The organism is Arthrobacter sp. 05T47 (assembly GCF_056395825.1).
The window spans coordinates 37,109-53,116 of the sequence record NZ_JBFTKG010000023.1 but is presented as its reverse complement, the minus strand read 5'-3'; the positions used below and the strand labels follow the sequence as shown (position 1 = coordinate 53,116).

Genomic DNA, 16,008 nt, shown 5'->3' with positions numbered 1-16,008 from the left:
TCAGTCCCGGCTTTCCGTGCTGTGGCTCTGAGGGAATCCTTGCATGCCTGGCTCAAGCTGCAAGCCGAGGGTAGCAAACGCCATGGCGTGCATGTCGTAGGTTCCCACCGTAAACACGAGGTCGAGGAGCTGCGGCCGCGTGAACTGTGCCTCCAGTTCGGCCCACACCGCTGCCTGGACGTTCTTGGACTGGACCATTTCGTCGATCGCCCGCACCACGGCGGCATCGTTGGGCGACCATTCCAGAGCGTCCGGACCGACGGACAGTGCTTCGAGTTCGGGTTCAGTTAGCCAGCCGTTCGCGCGGCTCATGCGTACATGTTGTGCCCACTCGTACTCCCCATGGCTGAGCCACGCCGTTCGGATAATGGCGATCTCGCGGATGCGGTCGCTGAGCGACGAGCGGCGCAGATGGTTGGAAAAGGGCATCCACCCACGGATGAGATCCGGATGCCACGCATAGATACCGATGATGTGCGAGGTTGTCCGCTGCGGCTGGCCGGATGGCGAGCCGTGGCCCTGCACGGAGAGTATCGACAATGCCTGGTCGACCTCGTCGTCCCACTCGTCGACGGGACGCGGGGGGATTCGGGGCTGGTTCGCGGTCATCCGATGAACGACCCGCCGTTGACGCTGATGGTCTGGCCGGTCACGTACGAGGCCCCGTCCGACACCAGGTACCCGACGGCTGCGGCAATGTCGTCGCCGGTTCCGACCCGACCTACCGGGATGTACTTCGCCATGTCGGCCGCCGAAGGCATTTTGCCGGCGTCGCGCTTCTTCTGCACGCTGGGCGTGTCGATGGACGATGGCGCAACCGTGTTCACGGTGATATTCGACTTGGCGAACTCCATCGCGAGCGCCTTGGTGAGGGCCATCTGTCCACCTTTCGAGGCGGCGTAGTGGGCCATGTTGGGCGCCCCGCGTTGGGCACTCGAGGAGGAGATGAGCACGATCCGCCCCCAGCCGTCCGCAACGAGATCAGGGAGCGCAGACTGGACGACATTGAACGTGCCGGTCAGGTTGATCGCCAGGGTGCGGTTCCACTGCTCCAGGGTCATGTCGAGGAACGGCTGCTGGATCGCCACGGCGGCGTTCGCAATAATGGCGGAGATGGGCCCGAGCTCATCGCGTGCAGCGTCTATCGCCGCATCCACCTCTCCGCGGTCGCTCACGTCGGCGCGATATCCCCGGGCAACTCCGCCCGCTTCGGTGATCGACTGCGCGGCACTCTCAGCCGAGCCCTCGCCGATGTCGAGGATAACCACAGCGAATTCGGCCTCGGACAGTCTCTGCGCGATCGCGAGCCCAATTCCTGCGCCGCCCCCGCTGACGACGGCGACACGCTTGCCGGCGCTCAATTGGCAACTCGTCTGTTGAATTTCTGCTGCGCCGTGATCATGACCCGTGTCCTCTGTTCTTTGCGACGGGGCGGCGACTGTCGCATTGCTATCGGCCCTGTCGACATTATGGTGGTGGTGAACTAACGTCGTACACAACGGAACAGTCGTTCTGTTATGTAACCCAAGATTGCTGGCACCGCCGAGGAAAGTCAAGCGGCAGGGCCGGCGCCAGCGGGAGTAGTGAATGATGAACCCACAGTCTGATGGCCAGCAGCGCGTCGCCGTAGACGAGCAGCGGCTCCGCCACCCCCTTGCGCGCGGCATTGAGTTGCTCACGCTCATGGTCGACAGCAACCAGGAGGTGCATGGCGTGCGCGAACTGGCCGGTCGCCTGGGGGTGAGTCCGAGTACCGTGCACCGGCTCGTTACCGACCTTGAACGAATCGGCCTGGTGAGTCGCACCTCGCATGGGTCGTATCGGCTCGGTCTCGAATTTCTCCGGATCGCCTGGACGACGACGGCCCGTTTTCCCCTTCATGAAGTTGCCAATGACACTCTGCGCGAACTCGCGGAGGAGTCCGGTGAATCGTCCTTTTTTGGCGTTTACGGGGAGCGGCGGCGGGAAATGATGTTTACCCTCACCGTCGAATCACCCCATCCGCTCCGCTACACGCTGCCGGAAAATATCTGGCTTTCCCTGCATGCCGGCGCGAGCGGGCTGGCGATTCTCGCGTTCCTGCCGGAGGGTGTGCGGGATGAAATCGCGCGCGGCCCGCTCGGTGCGGCCACCAGCCGCACGGTAGTCGACGCCGAAACGCTCCTCGTGCGCCTGGACAAGATTCGCGAAGAGGGCTACGCCATCACCCATGGGGAGCGCATTGAGGGCGCGATCGCAATCGCGGCGCCGGTTTTCGGACCCTCGGGGGCGGTGGTGGGCGCCACCGGCATCACCATCCCCGAGGCGCGGTTCAACGCTGCGCACTCCTCGTCGCTTGCTGCGGCCGTCCGAGAGGCCGCAAAGCGGCTCACGGGATACATCAGCGGCACAAGCAAGCCTGGTTCGGCCATCGCCCGCTGACCGCCGTCGGCCGCTTGGGTTGACACTGCTCTCCCGCAGGATCAATACTAGGGATGTTGCGTTATAGCGACTCAGCGTTCCGTTCAACGGTTCGAACCGAGTTGTCTACGCCTCGCGAAGGTGCCCGGCGTGCCGGCCTCGCGAACTCGATGAAGAGGAGAAGGACTCGGATATGGCCACAACAGTTGACCGTCACGTCGTTATAGTCGGGGCTTCGCTCGCGGGAACCCGTTCCGCGCAGGGCCTCCGAACGCTCGGCCACACCGGGCCGATCACCCTGATCGGCGCCGAGAAGGATCTCCCTTACGACCGGCCGCCGCTGTCGAAGCACCTCCTGGCCTCCGACTGGTCTGACGAGGTGATCGAGGGCAACCTCCTGATCACACGCGCCGAACTCGACGAGCTCGCCATCGACATCCGGCTCGGCACCACCGCCGTCGCGCTCAATGCGGCGGCCCGCACCGTGGCCCTCGCCGACGGCTCGAGTGTGCAGTACGACGTGCTGATCATCGCCACCGGAGCGGCCGCCCGGCCATCGCCGTGGAATCCGCCGTCGGGCGTGCTGCAGCTCCGTACCCTTGACGACTCACGCGCCATCTCCGCGCGTCTCGCTCTCAAGGAGCCCGTCGTCGTCGTCGGCGGTGGCTTCATCGGCACTGAGATCGCCGCGGCGGCGCTCAAGGCCGGCTGCCAGGTCACCGTCGTCGACCCCGTAGCGGAGCCCATGGCACGCCTGGTCGGCCCCGAGATCGCCGACATCCTCGTCGACCTTCACCTGCGTAACGGTGCAGAGACACGATTTGGGGTTGGGGTCGTCGACATCCAGGGCGAGGCGGGCGCGCTCACTGTGGTCCTCGACGACGGCACACGGCTTGAAGCCTCCACCGCAGTGGTCGGTATCGGTTCAATCCCATCGACCGGCTGGCTCGTCGGCTCCGGCCTCACCGTTGACAACGGAGTCCTGACCGACCCTTTTCTTCGTGCGATCGGGGCCGACGACGTCTATGCGATCGGCGACGTGGCCCGGTGGCCCCATCCCGGCCGGGGCCTGGATCACCGCGCCGAACACTGGACCAACGCGAGTGACCAGGCGCGGTACGTTGCGACGACGATCACCGGCGGCGACATGCAACCGTATGACTCGAACGACTACGTGTGGTCCGACCAGTATGACTGGAAAGTGCATTCCGTAGGCTGGCGCGACTCCGCGGGCAGCTCGATCGTTCTCGGCGACCTGGTCGAAGACGGACGCGTCGCCGTTATCCACGCGAACGCCGATGGCATCGCCTGCGGCGCCGTCACTGTGAACTGGGTGCGCGCACTCAACCAGGCTCGGCGACTGCTCGCTGGCCGCGGAACGGCCACCGCACTGGTCGAAGAACTGCAGCAACGGGCCTGACGCCCGGCCACAACGAGAAGTGGCCACTACGAGAAGTACAGAGAGGAAGTCATTATGGTCTACGTGGTTACCGAAGCTTGCGTCGACGTCCAGGACAAGAGCTGCATGGAGGAATGCCCGGCCGACTGTATCTTCGAGGGCGGCCGCATGACCTACATCAATCCGGACCTGTGCATCGATTGCGGGGCCTGCGTCAGTCTGTGCCCCGTCGAAGCGATCTATTACGACGCCGAGCTCCCCAGCGATCAGGAGCAGTACATCGAACTCAACGAACGCTTCTTCGCCGGGATCCAGACCCCCAAGAGTGGCCGTAAGGCCGGCAAGATCGCGTTCGATGTTGACGAGATCCTCGCCCTCTCCCGACGTGGGGGGCAATGACCATGGCTGCACTCAGGGTCGCCGTCATCGGCTCGGGTCCTTCGGGCTCGTACTCCGCCCAGCTCCTCACCGAGGAATCAGAATCTCCCATCGAGGTGGACGTCTTCGAGCGTCTCCCGGCGCCGTTCGGTCTGGTGCGCTATGGCGTGGCGCCGGACCACCCGCGCATCAAATCCATCACCACCTCGTTCGCCGAGGTGTTCGAAGAGACGCCTGGCGTTCGGTTCCTGGGCAACGTGCTGGTGGGCAGCGACATCACGCTCGACGAAATACGCGCCCACTACGACGCCGTGGTCTTCGCGACCGGGGCCCCGCTCGACAGGTCCCTGGGCATCCCCGGCGAAGACCTGGCAGGCGTCCATGCCGTGCGCGAATTCGTGTCATGGTACGGCGGACACCCGGACAGCGACCCGCAGTCGTTCACCCTCAGCGGTCAGCGCGCGGTGGTCATCGGCGTCGGCAACGTCGCCCTCGATGCGGCGCGGATGCTGATGCTCAACGTCGAGGAGCTTCGGGCCACCGACGTGCCCGAGCACATCGTCAACGCCTTCGCCGCGAGCAGTTTCCGGGAGGTGGTCATCGTCGGCCGCCGCGGCCCCGCCTTCGCCAAGTTCACCAACAAGGAATTCCTGGAGTTTCTCGAGGTGGAGAGCTGTGACGTTATCATCGACCCTGCAGATCTCCTGCTCACCTCCGAGGAGCAGGCGCACCTCGATTCGGATCCCGCCGCGAAGCGCCTGTTTAGTTCGTTCAGGAAGGCGGTGGACCGTGGAGTGCTCGGCCGCGACCGGCGCGTACGGTTCGTGTTCGACCGTTCACCGGTGGAGCTTCTCGGTGAAGACGGGACCGTCACGGCGATCCGTCTCGCCCAGACCAGCGACCCATCAGTCACCGAAACCCTTGACACCCAGCTCGTGCTCCGCTCGGTGGGGTATCGCGGAAAGGCCCTCGCCGGCTTGCCGTTCAACGAGATGACCCACACGGTGCCCCACGTCGAGTCCCGCGTCCACGACGGCGACGGCGTTGTGGACGGGGTGTACATCGCCGGGTGGATCAAGCGCGGGCCTACCGGCGTCGTGGGCACAAACCGGCGCTGCGCACTGGACACCGTGACATCGCTCCTCGAGGACGTCTCCGCGTCTGGGCGCGTCTCAACGGCCACAACAGCGGCCGACGTCGACGCTCTGCTCGAGTCCCGCGGCGTTCACGTGGTTGATTGGGCGGCCTGGAAAACGATCGACGCCGCCGAGGTCGCCGCAGGCGAATCGGTAGGGCGTGAGCGCGTGAAGCTCCACGACCGCGATGAGATGCTGCGTGTCGCCCTTGGGACCGGCGTGGACGCCTGATGACCCAGGCAGCCCAGTCCGGTACCGGCGAACAGATCGAGGTCGCCGTCCGCGCCGCCGCCGGCGGCGTCATCGACCCGGAGCTCCGCAGGCCGCTCGCCGACCTGGGCATGATCGACGCCGTCGCCGTGCGCGACGGCGTCGCAGCCGTCGTCGTCCTGCTCACGATCGTCGGCTGCCCGGCAGCTGACAGGATCAAGCACGATGTGCGCACCGCCGTGCTGGCAGTGCCCGGAGTCCATGACGTGAACGTCGAGCTCGGGGTCATGACGGACGAGCAGCGGGCCGACATGGTGACACGGCTTCGGAACGGCAAGCCGCGTGCCACCACCACCTTCACGGCCGACTCCCTCACCCGGGTCATCGCTGTCACGAGCGGCAAGGGCGGCGTCGGTAAGTCCACGGTCACCGCGAATCTGGCCGTTGCGTTGGCCCACCTTGGCCTGCGCGTGGGGCTCATCGACGCCGACGTGTACGGCTTCTCGATCCCCGGGCTTGTGGGTCTCGTGGCGCCGGATGGCCGGATCGCACGGCCCACGCGCGTCGGTGAACTCGTGCTGCCCCCGGTCGCTCACGGGGTAAAAGTAGTGTCGATCGGCATGTTCCTACGTGAAGGGGCCGAGGGCACCGCCATCTCGTGGCGTGGTCCGATGCTGCACAAAACACTTGAACAGTTCCTCACGGATGTGTTCTTCGGAGACCTCGACGTGCTGCTGGTCGATATGCCACCGGGTACGGGCGATGTGGCGATCTCGGTGGGGCATCTGCTTCCGCACGCCGACGTGCTCGTGGTCACCACACCACAGCCGGCGGCTGCCGGAGTGGCGGTACGCAGTGGCCAGCTCGCCCGGCAACTCGGCCAGCGCATCATCGGCGTCGTCGAGACGATGTCCCCGGTGGGTCTTGCCGACGGCTCGACCTTTGAGCCGTTCGGCGCAGGAGGTGCCGATGCCGTTGCCGCGGCGCTGTCCACCGAGGACGAGACGATCACACGGATCGCCTCCATCCCCTTCAGCACGGTGCTGCGGGCCCACGGCGACGAGGGCATCCCGGTGGCTATGGAACAGCAGAACGATCCCGCCGCGCTCGCATTTGCCGGGCTGGCGGATCTTATTGCCAAGCGACCGCGCGGGCTCGCCGGGCGCAAGCTGCCGCTTTCCGTGGGCTGAATGGTTCCGCCAGGCAACACACGCCGGTCCGGCAAATAATGCCTAAGCAAAGAAGTGGGGGCCCGTCATGGACGGGCCCCCACTTTGCATCTGGTGATGCGTCCTAGCTCACCCGTTCCACCACGGCCTTGGCTGCTCCCACAACTCCGTCGGCCACAAGTGAAGCAATGACTTCCTCGCTCAGCCTGAGTCGGTTGCGCAGGATGTCGAAGGTATCCGCGCCCAACTCGGGCGGGTACGTCGGCGCGATGTCGACGCCGTCAACGAAGCGGATAGGCGTCGCGACGTTCTCGAACGTGTGGAGGCCGTTGCTCACGGTGACGAGGGAGCCGTCGTCGGCATTCTGCGCGTCGGTGAGCGCCTCAAGCACGTTCTTGACGAGCGCCACCGGCACGGACTCCGAGGTCAGCAGGTCCACCCACTCCGCCGCGGGCTTCTCCGAGACCCGTTCTTCCAGGATGGCCCACAGAGCTTCCTTGTTCTGCAGCCTCCCCGCGGCGTCGACGAAGCGTTCGTCGATGATCAGATCGTCGAGCGCGAGGACGTGGCAGAGGCCCTCCCACATGCGCGGCGTGTTCGCGGTGACCACAAACTCCCGGCCGTCTCCGCCGCGGAACGAACGGTACGTCGCGATCGAGTCGTGTGCGGCACCCTGTGGTTCCGGAGCTACCTGGTTGATGAACGTATACAGGGCCTGGTAGGACAACATCGCGAGCTGGCCGCGCAGCATTGAAATGTCCACCATGCCGCCGCGGCCGGTGTCGTTCCGGGCGTGGAGGGCGGCGAGGATTCCGATGACCGCGTACAGCCCCGCCACCACGTCGCCGGCGGGGATGCCGAGGCGGGCGGCGGGGGAGCCCGGGTGCCCCGTGAGGCTCATGACGCCGCTCAGGGCCTGGACCACCATGTCGTAGGCGGGCCGGTCCCGCAGCGGGCCCTCTTGACCGAATCCGCTGATCGAGGCCCAGATCAAGGCAGGATGTTTCTCGAGGACGACTTCGGGCGCCAGCCCCAGCCGCTTCGTGACCCCTGGCCGGAAGTTCTCGATCACAACGTCGGCATCCGCGATGAGTGCGCGCATGACATCGAGCCCCCGCGGCGACTTGAGGTCGATGGCGATGCTGCGCTTGTTGCGGTTGTTGGACAGGAAGTAGGCACTCTCACCACCCAGTTTCGGGCCCGCGATAGCCCGGCTGGAGTCGCCTTCGAGGGATTCCACCTTGATGATCTCCGCCCCCAGGTCGCCCAGGAGCTGCGTGGCCGACGGGCCGGACAGGAATGTCGTGACGTCGACGACCCGGATTCCTTTGAGCGGCCGTTCTGTCATGGCGCTCATGCTGCTTCGAAGATGTGGATGGTGCAGGCGCCGTGGTCCAGGCCGGCGGTGCCACCGCCGGTCACGTGTGTCATCGCCCAGCGCGCATCGTCAATCTGCCTGCCGCCGGCCTGGCCGTTGAGCTGCCAGAATGCTTCGGCAACCTGGGCGACGCCGCTTGCCCCCACCGGGTGGCCCTTGGACAGCAGTCCGCCGCTGGGATTTACCACCACGTCACCGCCGAACGTGGTCTTGCCGTCACGAATCAGATCGGCCGCGTGGCCACGCTTCGCGAGCCCGAACGCCTCGTAGTAGACGAGCTCGGCGATGGAGAATGCATCGTGGAGCTCGATCATGTCGAGATCCTTCGGTTCGATGCCAGCGAGCTCGTACGCGTCCTGGGCGGATCGGGAACTGATGTCGGGCCTGGTCATGTCGCGGAAGCCTTCCTCAACATGACCGGAGTGCAGTACTGATGCCGCGATGCGCATCCCGCCGGAGGTGCCGAGCCGCTTCCGGGCACGTTCGGAAGCGAGGACGACGACGGCGGCGCCGTCGCCGGTGGGGCAGCACATTAACAGCGTGAGCGGGTCCGCCACTGCGCGGGAGGCCAGCACCTCTTCGACGGTTACTTCCTTGCGGAACTGCGCGAAGGGGTTCAGCGCCCCGTGCCTGCGGGCCTTGACGCTGACGAGCGCGAGGTCCTCGGCGGTCGCCTCTGTCTCATAGAGGTACCGGGTGGCCCGCATGGCGTAGACGGCGGGCATGATGATGCCCTGCTTCACCTCGCGGTCTTCCGGGGAGAGCGGCAACGCGCCGCCGCCGAACTGCGTCAGCTTTTCGACACCGATGACGACGGCGATGTCCACCAGCCCCTGGGCTATGGCTGTCGAGGCCTCGTGGATCGCGGTTGCACCGCTCGAGCAGGCGTTGTCGACGTTGACCGTGGGCACATCGCCGAGACCGATTTCCTTGCAGATCCGCTGCCCGGTCATCATGCCTCCGTAGGAGTGTCCGACGTAGACTGCATCGACATCGGACTTATCGACGCCCGCGCTGCGCAGTGCGTCGATGAGCGGCGGCACAGCGAGACCGACGTATGAGGATGTGCGATATTTCGCGAACGGAATCATCGCGGCTGAGATTACGAAAACTTTTTCAGTCATGGTGTTGCCCTTTCGTCTCGCCGGCTGCGCGTGCGAAGAACCAGGTGTCGCCCTCCACGCCGAGCTCGACGCGGATGCCCGGCTCAAGGGGTGTGTCGCCTTCGCGGATGTCGGCAAGCGTGCGCACGTCGTTGTCGAGGTCGACGTAGCCCATTGGGCGGACGCCTTCCCCGCCCACGTGCAAGCGGGTGAATGAGTATAGGGTTCCCGTCGAGGGGAGGGCTATGGTCCTGACGTTTGAACTGACGCACGTGCTGCAGACCACCCGTGTGCCGATCATTTCCCGGCCGCAATCACCGCAGCGGGTGCCCAGGAGCCTTGGCCCTTCGGGGAATGTGCTGAGCAGCTCATCGGTCTCCATGTCGGCGATGACCACTGACACCCTCGCTGCGGACTCCGTCTTCACGTGTGATCTCCTTCCCCATTGGCCCGCGCGATGGCACGCGTCGGACAGACCTCTATTGCCATCAGGATCTTGTCGTCGCCATCGCCGTGATCGTCGACGACGATGGCAATACTGTCATCGTCGAGATCGAAGGTGGCCGGGGCGTAGAAAGTGCACTGGCCTGACCCCATGCAGCGGTCCCGGTCAACGCTGAGCTTCGCGGACATCAGGACCCTGCCGGAGTATAGGTCAGGTGGAGCTTGGTGTGTCCACGGAACTTGTAGCTGCGGATCAGGTCCCACTCCCGCGCTCCAGCCGGTCCATGGTGCTCTTCGCTCACCTGGATGCTGCTCGTGCGCTCAAGGAGCCTTTGGATGGAGAAGACGGCCTCGGCCCGTGCCAGCGGCGCACCCGGACAGGTGTGGATTCCGCGGCCAAAAGCGAGATGCTGGCGCGCGTTGGCGCGCAGGATGTCGAAGTCCTCGGGGTTGTCGAATACCCGCGGGTCGCGGCCGGCCGCGCCATGCAGGAGCATGACGTTGGTGCCGGGCGGAAGATCGAGTCCGCCGAGGCTGGTCGCTGTCTTGGTGATGCGGAACGATCCCTTAATCGGCGCCTCGATGCGGAGCGTCTCCTCAAGGAACTTGGGGATGAGCGCGGGCTCGCTGCGCAGCAGGTTCTGGACCTCGGGGTTGTCTGCGATCCGTGCCACCGAGATGCCAAGCAGCTGAACGGTCGTTTCCTGGCCCGCGGAGAAGAGGTTCGCGGCGATGCGTGCCACCTCGATTGGCTCGGGGAGCGAGCCGTCGGGGAAGGTCGCCACGGCCATTCCGGTCAGGATGTCGTCCTTGGGGTCGTCGCGCCGCTCCACGATCTTCGCGATGAAGTAGTCGTACATCTTCTCGAGGCCGGTCTGGTGGTTGCTCATCTGGAGCTCGAGATTGCCGAGCACCGGTCCCGGTGCCGAGGCAAGCAGATCGAGCAGCATCTGGTGGTCTTCCACCGGGACGCCGAGGAGATCGGCGACGGCAAGGATCGTGTAGCCCTTCGCATAGTCCCAAATGAACTCTGCGTTCCCCCTGGGGATGAGCTCGTCTAGGAACCGGTCCGCGGTGTCCTTGAGGAACTGCTCGTTCTCCTTGAGCCGCTTGGGGGTGATGAGGCCCATGAGGATGGCGCGGTGGTCAGTGTGCACGGGCGGATCGAAGGTGACGATCTGGTCGCTGGCGCCGAAGTACTCGCGGTGTTTCTCCAGGATCTCGGTGATGTCGTCGCCTACGAGTTCGACCGGAAGGTCGATGACCGGACCGCCCACCCGGTTGATCGAGGAGTACACCTCGGGCTGGTGGTAGACCTGCAGGGCCTCTTCATAGCCGGTCACAATGACGACGCCATACTTGGGCTCCCGGAATACCGGGTGGTTCGCGAGCATGTGGTCGAAGTAGGGCTCGGCTTTGGATGCGACGTTGGGGTCGGTGAAAAAGTCGACCTCGGTGGGGTCGATCTCAGTGGTTGTCATAGGTCTGTCTTTCTGTCTGTGCGGGCAGCGCGGAGGGTCACTGGAAGCGTGAGGGGGCGCCGTCGAGCAGTACCGTCTTCGATTCCAGGTAGGGGAGAAGGCCCTGCAAGCCGCCTTCGCGGCCCACGCCGGACTGCTTGAAGCCACCGACGCCCATCAGCTGGTCCGTCTTGAAACCGTTGTGGCCAACCGTTCCGGAACGAAGCCGGCGGGCCGCGTAATATGCCCGGTCATTGTCGTTCGTGAACACGGCCGAGTTAAGTCCGTAGACGGTCGCGTTCGCGAGCTCAACCGCGTGCTCTTCGTTGTCGGCAGCGATGACCGACAGGACCGGGCCGAAGATCTCCTCCTGGGCGATCGTCGAGTTGTTGTCAACATTCGCGAAGACGGTGGGCTCAACGTAGAAGCCGCGCTCGAGGTGTGCAGGACGGTGACCGCCGGTGACCAGGTTCGCGCCCTCGTCGATGCCCTTCTGGATATACCCCAGCACGCGCTCCTGCTGGCGTCCGAGCGCCAGCGGACCAAGCTGGCTGTCCGCTTCAAACGGGTCTCCGACCCGCACCGAGCCGAAGATGGATCCGAGCGCTTCCGCCATCTCGTCGTGGCGCGCCTTCGAGACGATCACGCGGGTCAGCGACATGCACACCTGGCCGTTGAGCGAGCATTCCGCGGCGGAGAGGGTCTTGGCGGCGGTTTCAATGTCGTAGTCGTCGAAGATGACCGCCGCGGACTTTCCGCCGAGCTCCAGCGTGTACCGGGCCACCCGCTCGCCGGCCAACGAGGCGATCCGCCGGCCCACACCGCTGGACCCCGTAAACGAAATCTTGTCGACGCGCGGGTCACGCACGAGCTGCTCGGAAACTTCGCGGTCCGCGGTCACGACGTTGAGCACGCCGGGTGGCAGGCCGATTTCTTCGGCGATCTCTGCCAGCACGTACAACTCGCCCGGCGCCTCAGGGGGTGCCTTCAGGACAACGGTGCAGCCGGCGAGAAGGGCCGGGGCCAGCTTGTGGATCGCGAGCGACAGCGGCGTGTTCCAAGGCACGATCGCGCCGACGACGCCGATCGGTTCCTTCACGACGACGCCGAACGGGGCGAACTCCGGTGTCGCCAGGGCTTCGAACGGATACGTTGCCGCGAGGTCTGCGTGGTAGTCGAGGGTGTTCGATACCCGGGTGATGGCCATCTGCGACATGGAGAACAGCACGCCGGCCTGCCGTGACCAGAACGTCCCGGTCTCCGATGAACGCGCGCGCAGGCCCGCCCCGAGTTTGCGGAGGTACTCACCACGCACCTGCGGTTCGAGGAACGGCCATGGGGAGTGGTCGAACGCGTATCGGGCGGCGGTGATTGCCGCATCCATGTCCAGGGGCCCTGCCTCCGCGACACGGAAGAAAGCCTCCTCTGTGCCGGCGTCGATGATGTCGAAGCCGGAGTTGATCGTGGGAAGCACCCATTCCCCGTTGATGAAGAGGCGGTCAGCGTGCCGGATGTTGACCGGGGCGCCCCGCTCGACGAGTACGTCAGCCATGTTGGTCTCCTGTTTTCTGAAAGTCTTGTGAATTCTGTACCGAAAGGTGTCGGGTGCTGCGGGTGTGTGGTGCTCAGCTGCTCACGCCGACTGCTTGGAGAGGACTCCCCGCAGAGTCCACGTGGTCCGGTCCGGGGCGAGGCCGGCGAGTGCCATTGAGTTCATGCCGAAGTCGACCGAGAGGTGCGCGCCCGAGACGTAGCTCGCGAGATCGCCACCGAGGAAGACGAGTGCGCGCGCCATATCCACCGACTCCGCGAGGCGGCCGGCGGGCCCGAGATCGGCGTCCACTGCTTCCCGGCCGCCCTTCATCTCCGCGAACTCGTCGAACATGCCGGAGATGGTCATGGCGGGCAGCAGGGCATTGATGCGGATCTTCCGCAGGTCCGCGAACTTCACGGCTTCTTCCGCGACCCAGAGGTTCAGCATTCGCTTGGACAGGATGTAGCCCAGCGATCCGGGAATGCCACCGAGCTCGGCGTCGATTCCCTTCGCGAGACCGAGGAGCTCATCCCAGCTCGTTCCATGGATGAGTGCTGCCGTCTCCTCGCGCACGTCCGGACGATCCCACCGAAGGCCACCGTTCGAGGTGACGAACGTTAGCGATCCCTCAGCGACGACGCGGTCGACGAGGTACGTGTCGGCGATGTACTTGTTGGCGATGAAGTTGATCGTGACGGTCTCCAGGAAGTCCGTGTGGACGCCCGACACACCCGCGACGCCGAAGAACCGGTCGATGGATTTGGGAAGCCGTGCGAAGGCTGCGTCGATCGAGTCCTTGTCGCCGAGGTTCGTGACGATGGACGCGGACAAGCCTGCGACGGGCGATTCGACCCGGTCGAGGGCGTGCACTTCGGCGCCCAGGTCGACGAGGATCTCAGCCAGGGCCCTGCCCATGCCCGATGCTGCTCCCGTAACAACGCATGTCTTGCCGGAATATCCGAGGTAGTCGGTCACTGTGTGTACTCCTTCTTCTGGTGCGAGCCAGGTCGACATCATTGTCTGTCGTAATTGCTTCGAGAGGTTCTGTTCCCTACAAGAGAACGAAGAGTCTGTATTGCGAAACGCTAGCTCGAGTCTGCCATCAGTACGATGCTGCGTCAATGCGTCCTTCGCCTCGCTGTGCGCTGGTGCCGCAGCTATCCGGGGGAGGGTTGACAGCAGTGCTGTGAAACGTGCAGACTCACTCCCGAAACCATATTACGCAACGACTGTTCTGTCTAAGGCGACAAACTCGCGAGGACGGCGCAATCCCGGCGGCGCGGACTATCTCCAGACCCGATCCAAGGGCGTCCGGTGCTGCAATTCATGGAGTAAACGACGAAGGAGTCGAAATGAGCAATACGCGACCCGATCGCCAGGGTGGTGATACGCCCGCCTTGGAAAGCGGACGTACTTTCGGTAGACCGTCTCATGACTGATGTAATGCGCCGAGTGGGCTATGCGGCGCTCGTGATCGTGCTGGTCACCTTCGGGGTGAGCCTGCTCCTGCATTTCTCGCCAGGTTCCGTTGCCCAGATCGTGCTCGGCGAAGAGGCGACCCCCGAAAACATTGCTTCGCTTGAGCGCGAACTCGGGCTTGATCGCCCTTTCTTTATGCAGTACCTCGATTGGCTCGGGCATGCCGTCCGGGGTGACCTGGGAACGTCGCCCATTACGGGCCGCTCCGTAACGCAGTCCATTGCCGAGCGGTTGCCGGTCACATTGGAGATCGCCGCGCTGGCACTTATCATCTCGCTGTCGGTCGCCGTGGTCCTCGCCGTGTTGTCCGCGACCGCACCCAACAGCCCTCTCGACCGCGGAATCAATGCTGTCACGTCCGTGATTCTGTCGATACCCACCTTTGTTGCGGGCCCGCTCCTGATCTTTCTGTTCGCGATTACCTTCAAGGGATTCCCCGCGCTCGGCTGGACATCGATCGAGGCTGGCCTGGGGCCAAACCTCCGCGCAGCGTTCCTGCCCGCCCTGGCCGCAGGGCTCGTGGAGATCGCTTCGTTCCACCGCGTGCTCCGGGCAGACCTTATTGGGACGCTGCGCGAGGATTTCGTCGCGGCCGCAAGGGCCAAGGGGATGGGGCGCGCTTATGTGCTGTTCAGGCATGCATTCCGCCCGTCCTCCTTCTCGCTGCTGACCGTCTCCGGGCTCAGCCTCGCGCGGCTGATCGGCGGCACCATCATCGTTGAGGCCTTGTTCGTACTCCCGGGTCTCGGGCAACTCATCACCCAGTCGATTGCCCAACGAGACGTCATCACTGTGCAGGGGGTCGTGGCGTTCATAGCCATCGTGTTCGTGGTCATCAATACCCTCGTGGACGTCGGGTACGGCCTTATCGACCCACGCGTGCGGCGGGCCCCACGTGTCCAGAGAAGGCCGAAAGCGACTACCAAGAAGGAGGCCGCCGTATGACTGCCAGAGCCATCCCGCGCGAACGGGGCATCGAGACCGCGGCGCGCACGCCGGTAGCAACGCCCCGGGTTTCGATGCCCCGCAAGCGACTGTCCATCCTGGTGGTGTTTTCGTACGTATGGATCGCGCTCATCGTGCTGCTCGCCATGTTTGCCCCGGTTCTTCCCATCGCGCCGTATGACCAGTCAATAGGAGCGCCACGCCAGGCTCCGCGCCTCGGCGAGCTCAATACCCTCCTTGGCACTGACCAGGTGGGCAGGTCCCTCCTGTCCCGTGTCATCTACGGCGCCCAGGTCTCGCTGGTGGTCGGAGTCGTCGCAGGCTTGTCCGGCGCCATCCTGGGCACGGTGTTCGGGCTGCTCGCAGGATACTTCCGCAAGGGGACCGACTGGGTGACCACCCTGGTCGCCGACGTCTTGCTGTCGTTCCCCGTGCTCGTTCTCCTCCTGGCGATCACCGCCATTTTTTCGCCCAGCATTCCGGTACTGGTGGTGGGCCTCGCCATCGCCGGCACGCCCACGTTCATGCGCCTGGCGCGGGCCAACACCATGGCCTGGTCCAACCGGGAGTTCGTGCGTGCCGCGCGGAACATGGGCGCCTCGAGTGGCCGGATCCTCATCCGCGAGATCCTTCCGAACGTCGTGCCGTCACTCGCTGCCTACATGCCGCTCGTCATCGCCGCACTCATCGTCGCCGAGGGTTCCTTGAGCTTCCTTGGCCTCGGTGTTCCGCCGCCAACTCCCAGTTGGGGCGGGCTCATCAGCTCGGGTGCCGTCGACCTTCGCACGGCTCCCTACATGGTGTTCGTTCCAGCCACCGTGCTGTTCCTCACCGTCTTCGCCCTGAACCAAGGCGGAGAACACCTCCGCCACCGCTTCGACCGCACCTTGCAGGACTGAGGGCCGCGGCCCGCCGGCACAGTCTTCGTGTCGAGGTCCCAGCGGCGCTCGTTCCACCCAATAGCACCAAGAAA

At 64.9% G+C, this 16,008-nt stretch carries 16 protein-coding genes; 7 read left to right on the top strand and 9 right to left on the bottom strand.

The window, feature by feature from the left end; genetic code table 11:
* Together AC1DEY_RS15655 and AC1DEY_RS15650 are read right to left on the bottom strand one after the other, a co-directional pair.
* Positions 1 to 609 carry a carboxymuconolactone decarboxylase family protein gene (locus AC1DEY_RS15655; RefSeq protein ID WP_476868758.1) on the bottom strand — a complete coding sequence of 203 codons (609 nt, stop codon included), beginning with the start codon at positions 607 to 609 and terminating at the stop codon, positions 1 to 3.
* The gene (locus tag AC1DEY_RS15650; RefSeq protein WP_476868757.1) at positions 606 to 1,361 is read right to left on the bottom strand and encodes an SDR family oxidoreductase; all 756 of its coding nucleotides are present in this window, start codon (positions 1,359 to 1,361) and stop codon (positions 606 to 608) included. Before AC1DEY_RS15650 ends, AC1DEY_RS15655 begins: the two co-directional genes overlap by 4 nt.
* A 226-nt stretch (positions 1,362 to 1,587) precedes the next feature.
* Between AC1DEY_RS15650 and AC1DEY_RS15645 the strand changes: the two genes are divergently transcribed.
* From AC1DEY_RS15645 to AC1DEY_RS15625, 5 genes are all read left to right on the top strand, one after another.
* Entirely contained in the window at positions 1,588 to 2,421 is an 834-nt protein-coding gene (locus tag AC1DEY_RS15645) for an IclR family transcriptional regulator (RefSeq protein WP_476868756.1), read from the top strand.
* A 172-nt stretch (positions 2,422 to 2,593) separates the two neighbouring features.
* On the top strand, positions 2,594 to 3,820 hold the full coding sequence (locus tag AC1DEY_RS15640) for an NAD(P)/FAD-dependent oxidoreductase (RefSeq protein ID WP_476868755.1): 1,227 nt from the start codon (positions 2,594 to 2,596) through the stop codon (positions 3,818 to 3,820).
* Positions 3,821 to 3,874: 54 nt separating this feature from the next.
* On the top strand, positions 3,875 to 4,198 hold the full coding sequence (gene fdxA, locus AC1DEY_RS15635) for a ferredoxin (RefSeq protein WP_476868754.1): 324 nt from the start codon (positions 3,875 to 3,877) through the stop codon (positions 4,196 to 4,198).
* Between the two features lie 2 nt (positions 4,199 to 4,200).
* Positions 4,201 to 5,544 carry an FAD-dependent oxidoreductase gene (locus tag AC1DEY_RS15630; protein WP_476868753.1) on the top strand — a complete coding sequence of 448 codons (1,344 nt, stop codon included), beginning with the start codon at positions 4,201 to 4,203 and terminating at the stop codon, positions 5,542 to 5,544.
* Positions 5,544 to 6,713, top strand: coding sequence for a P-loop NTPase (locus AC1DEY_RS15625; RefSeq protein WP_476868752.1), 1,170 nt, complete (start codon positions 5,544 to 5,546; stop codon positions 6,711 to 6,713). Before AC1DEY_RS15630 ends, AC1DEY_RS15625 begins: the two co-directional genes overlap by 1 nt.
* 103 nt (positions 6,714 to 6,816) lie before the next feature.
* Here AC1DEY_RS15625 and AC1DEY_RS15620 read toward each other — a convergent pair whose 3' ends face one another.
* The 7 genes from AC1DEY_RS15620 to AC1DEY_RS15590 form a co-directional block, all read right to left on the bottom strand.
* Positions 6,817 to 8,040: a CaiB/BaiF CoA transferase family protein gene (locus AC1DEY_RS15620; RefSeq protein ID WP_476868751.1), complete on the bottom strand. Its 1,224-nt coding sequence runs from the start codon at positions 8,038 to 8,040 to the stop codon at positions 6,817 to 6,819.
* Between the two features lie 5 nt (positions 8,041 to 8,045).
* Entirely contained in the window at positions 8,046 to 9,194 is a 1,149-nt protein-coding gene (locus AC1DEY_RS15615; protein WP_476868750.1) for a thiolase family protein, read from the bottom strand.
* The gene (locus AC1DEY_RS15610; protein WP_476868749.1) at positions 9,187 to 9,600 is read right to left on the bottom strand and encodes a Zn-ribbon domain-containing OB-fold protein; all 414 of its coding nucleotides are present in this window, start codon (positions 9,598 to 9,600) and stop codon (positions 9,187 to 9,189) included. Before AC1DEY_RS15610 ends, AC1DEY_RS15615 begins: the two co-directional genes overlap by 8 nt.
* Positions 9,597 to 9,806: a ferredoxin gene (locus AC1DEY_RS15605; RefSeq protein WP_476868748.1), complete on the bottom strand. Its 210-nt coding sequence runs from the start codon at positions 9,804 to 9,806 to the stop codon at positions 9,597 to 9,599. Before AC1DEY_RS15605 ends, AC1DEY_RS15610 begins: the two co-directional genes overlap by 4 nt.
* On the bottom strand, positions 9,806 to 11,098 hold the full coding sequence (locus tag AC1DEY_RS15600) for a cytochrome P450 (protein ID WP_476868747.1): 1,293 nt from the start codon (positions 11,096 to 11,098) through the stop codon (positions 9,806 to 9,808). Before AC1DEY_RS15600 ends, AC1DEY_RS15605 begins: the two co-directional genes overlap by 1 nt.
* 37 nt (positions 11,099 to 11,135) lie before the next feature.
* Positions 11,136 to 12,629, bottom strand: a complete 1,494-nt coding sequence (locus AC1DEY_RS15595; protein WP_476868746.1) for an aldehyde dehydrogenase — start codon at positions 12,627 to 12,629, stop codon at positions 11,136 to 11,138.
* A gap of 81 nt (positions 12,630 to 12,710) precedes the next feature.
* Entirely contained in the window at positions 12,711 to 13,586 is an 876-nt protein-coding gene (locus AC1DEY_RS15590; protein ID WP_476868745.1) for an SDR family oxidoreductase, read from the bottom strand.
* Between the two features lie 456 nt (positions 13,587 to 14,042).
* Here AC1DEY_RS15590 and AC1DEY_RS15585 point away from each other — a divergent pair, with 456 nt between their 5' ends.
* Positions 14,043 to 15,035 (top strand): ABC transporter permease, encoded by a 993-nt coding sequence (locus tag AC1DEY_RS15585; RefSeq protein WP_476868744.1) that lies wholly within the window; start codon positions 14,043 to 14,045, stop codon positions 15,033 to 15,035.
* Entirely contained in the window at positions 15,032 to 15,934 is a 903-nt protein-coding gene (locus AC1DEY_RS15580) for an ABC transporter permease (RefSeq protein ID WP_476868743.1), read from the top strand. Before AC1DEY_RS15585 ends, AC1DEY_RS15580 begins: the two co-directional genes overlap by 4 nt.
* Positions 15,935 to 16,008: the final 74 nt, after the last annotated feature.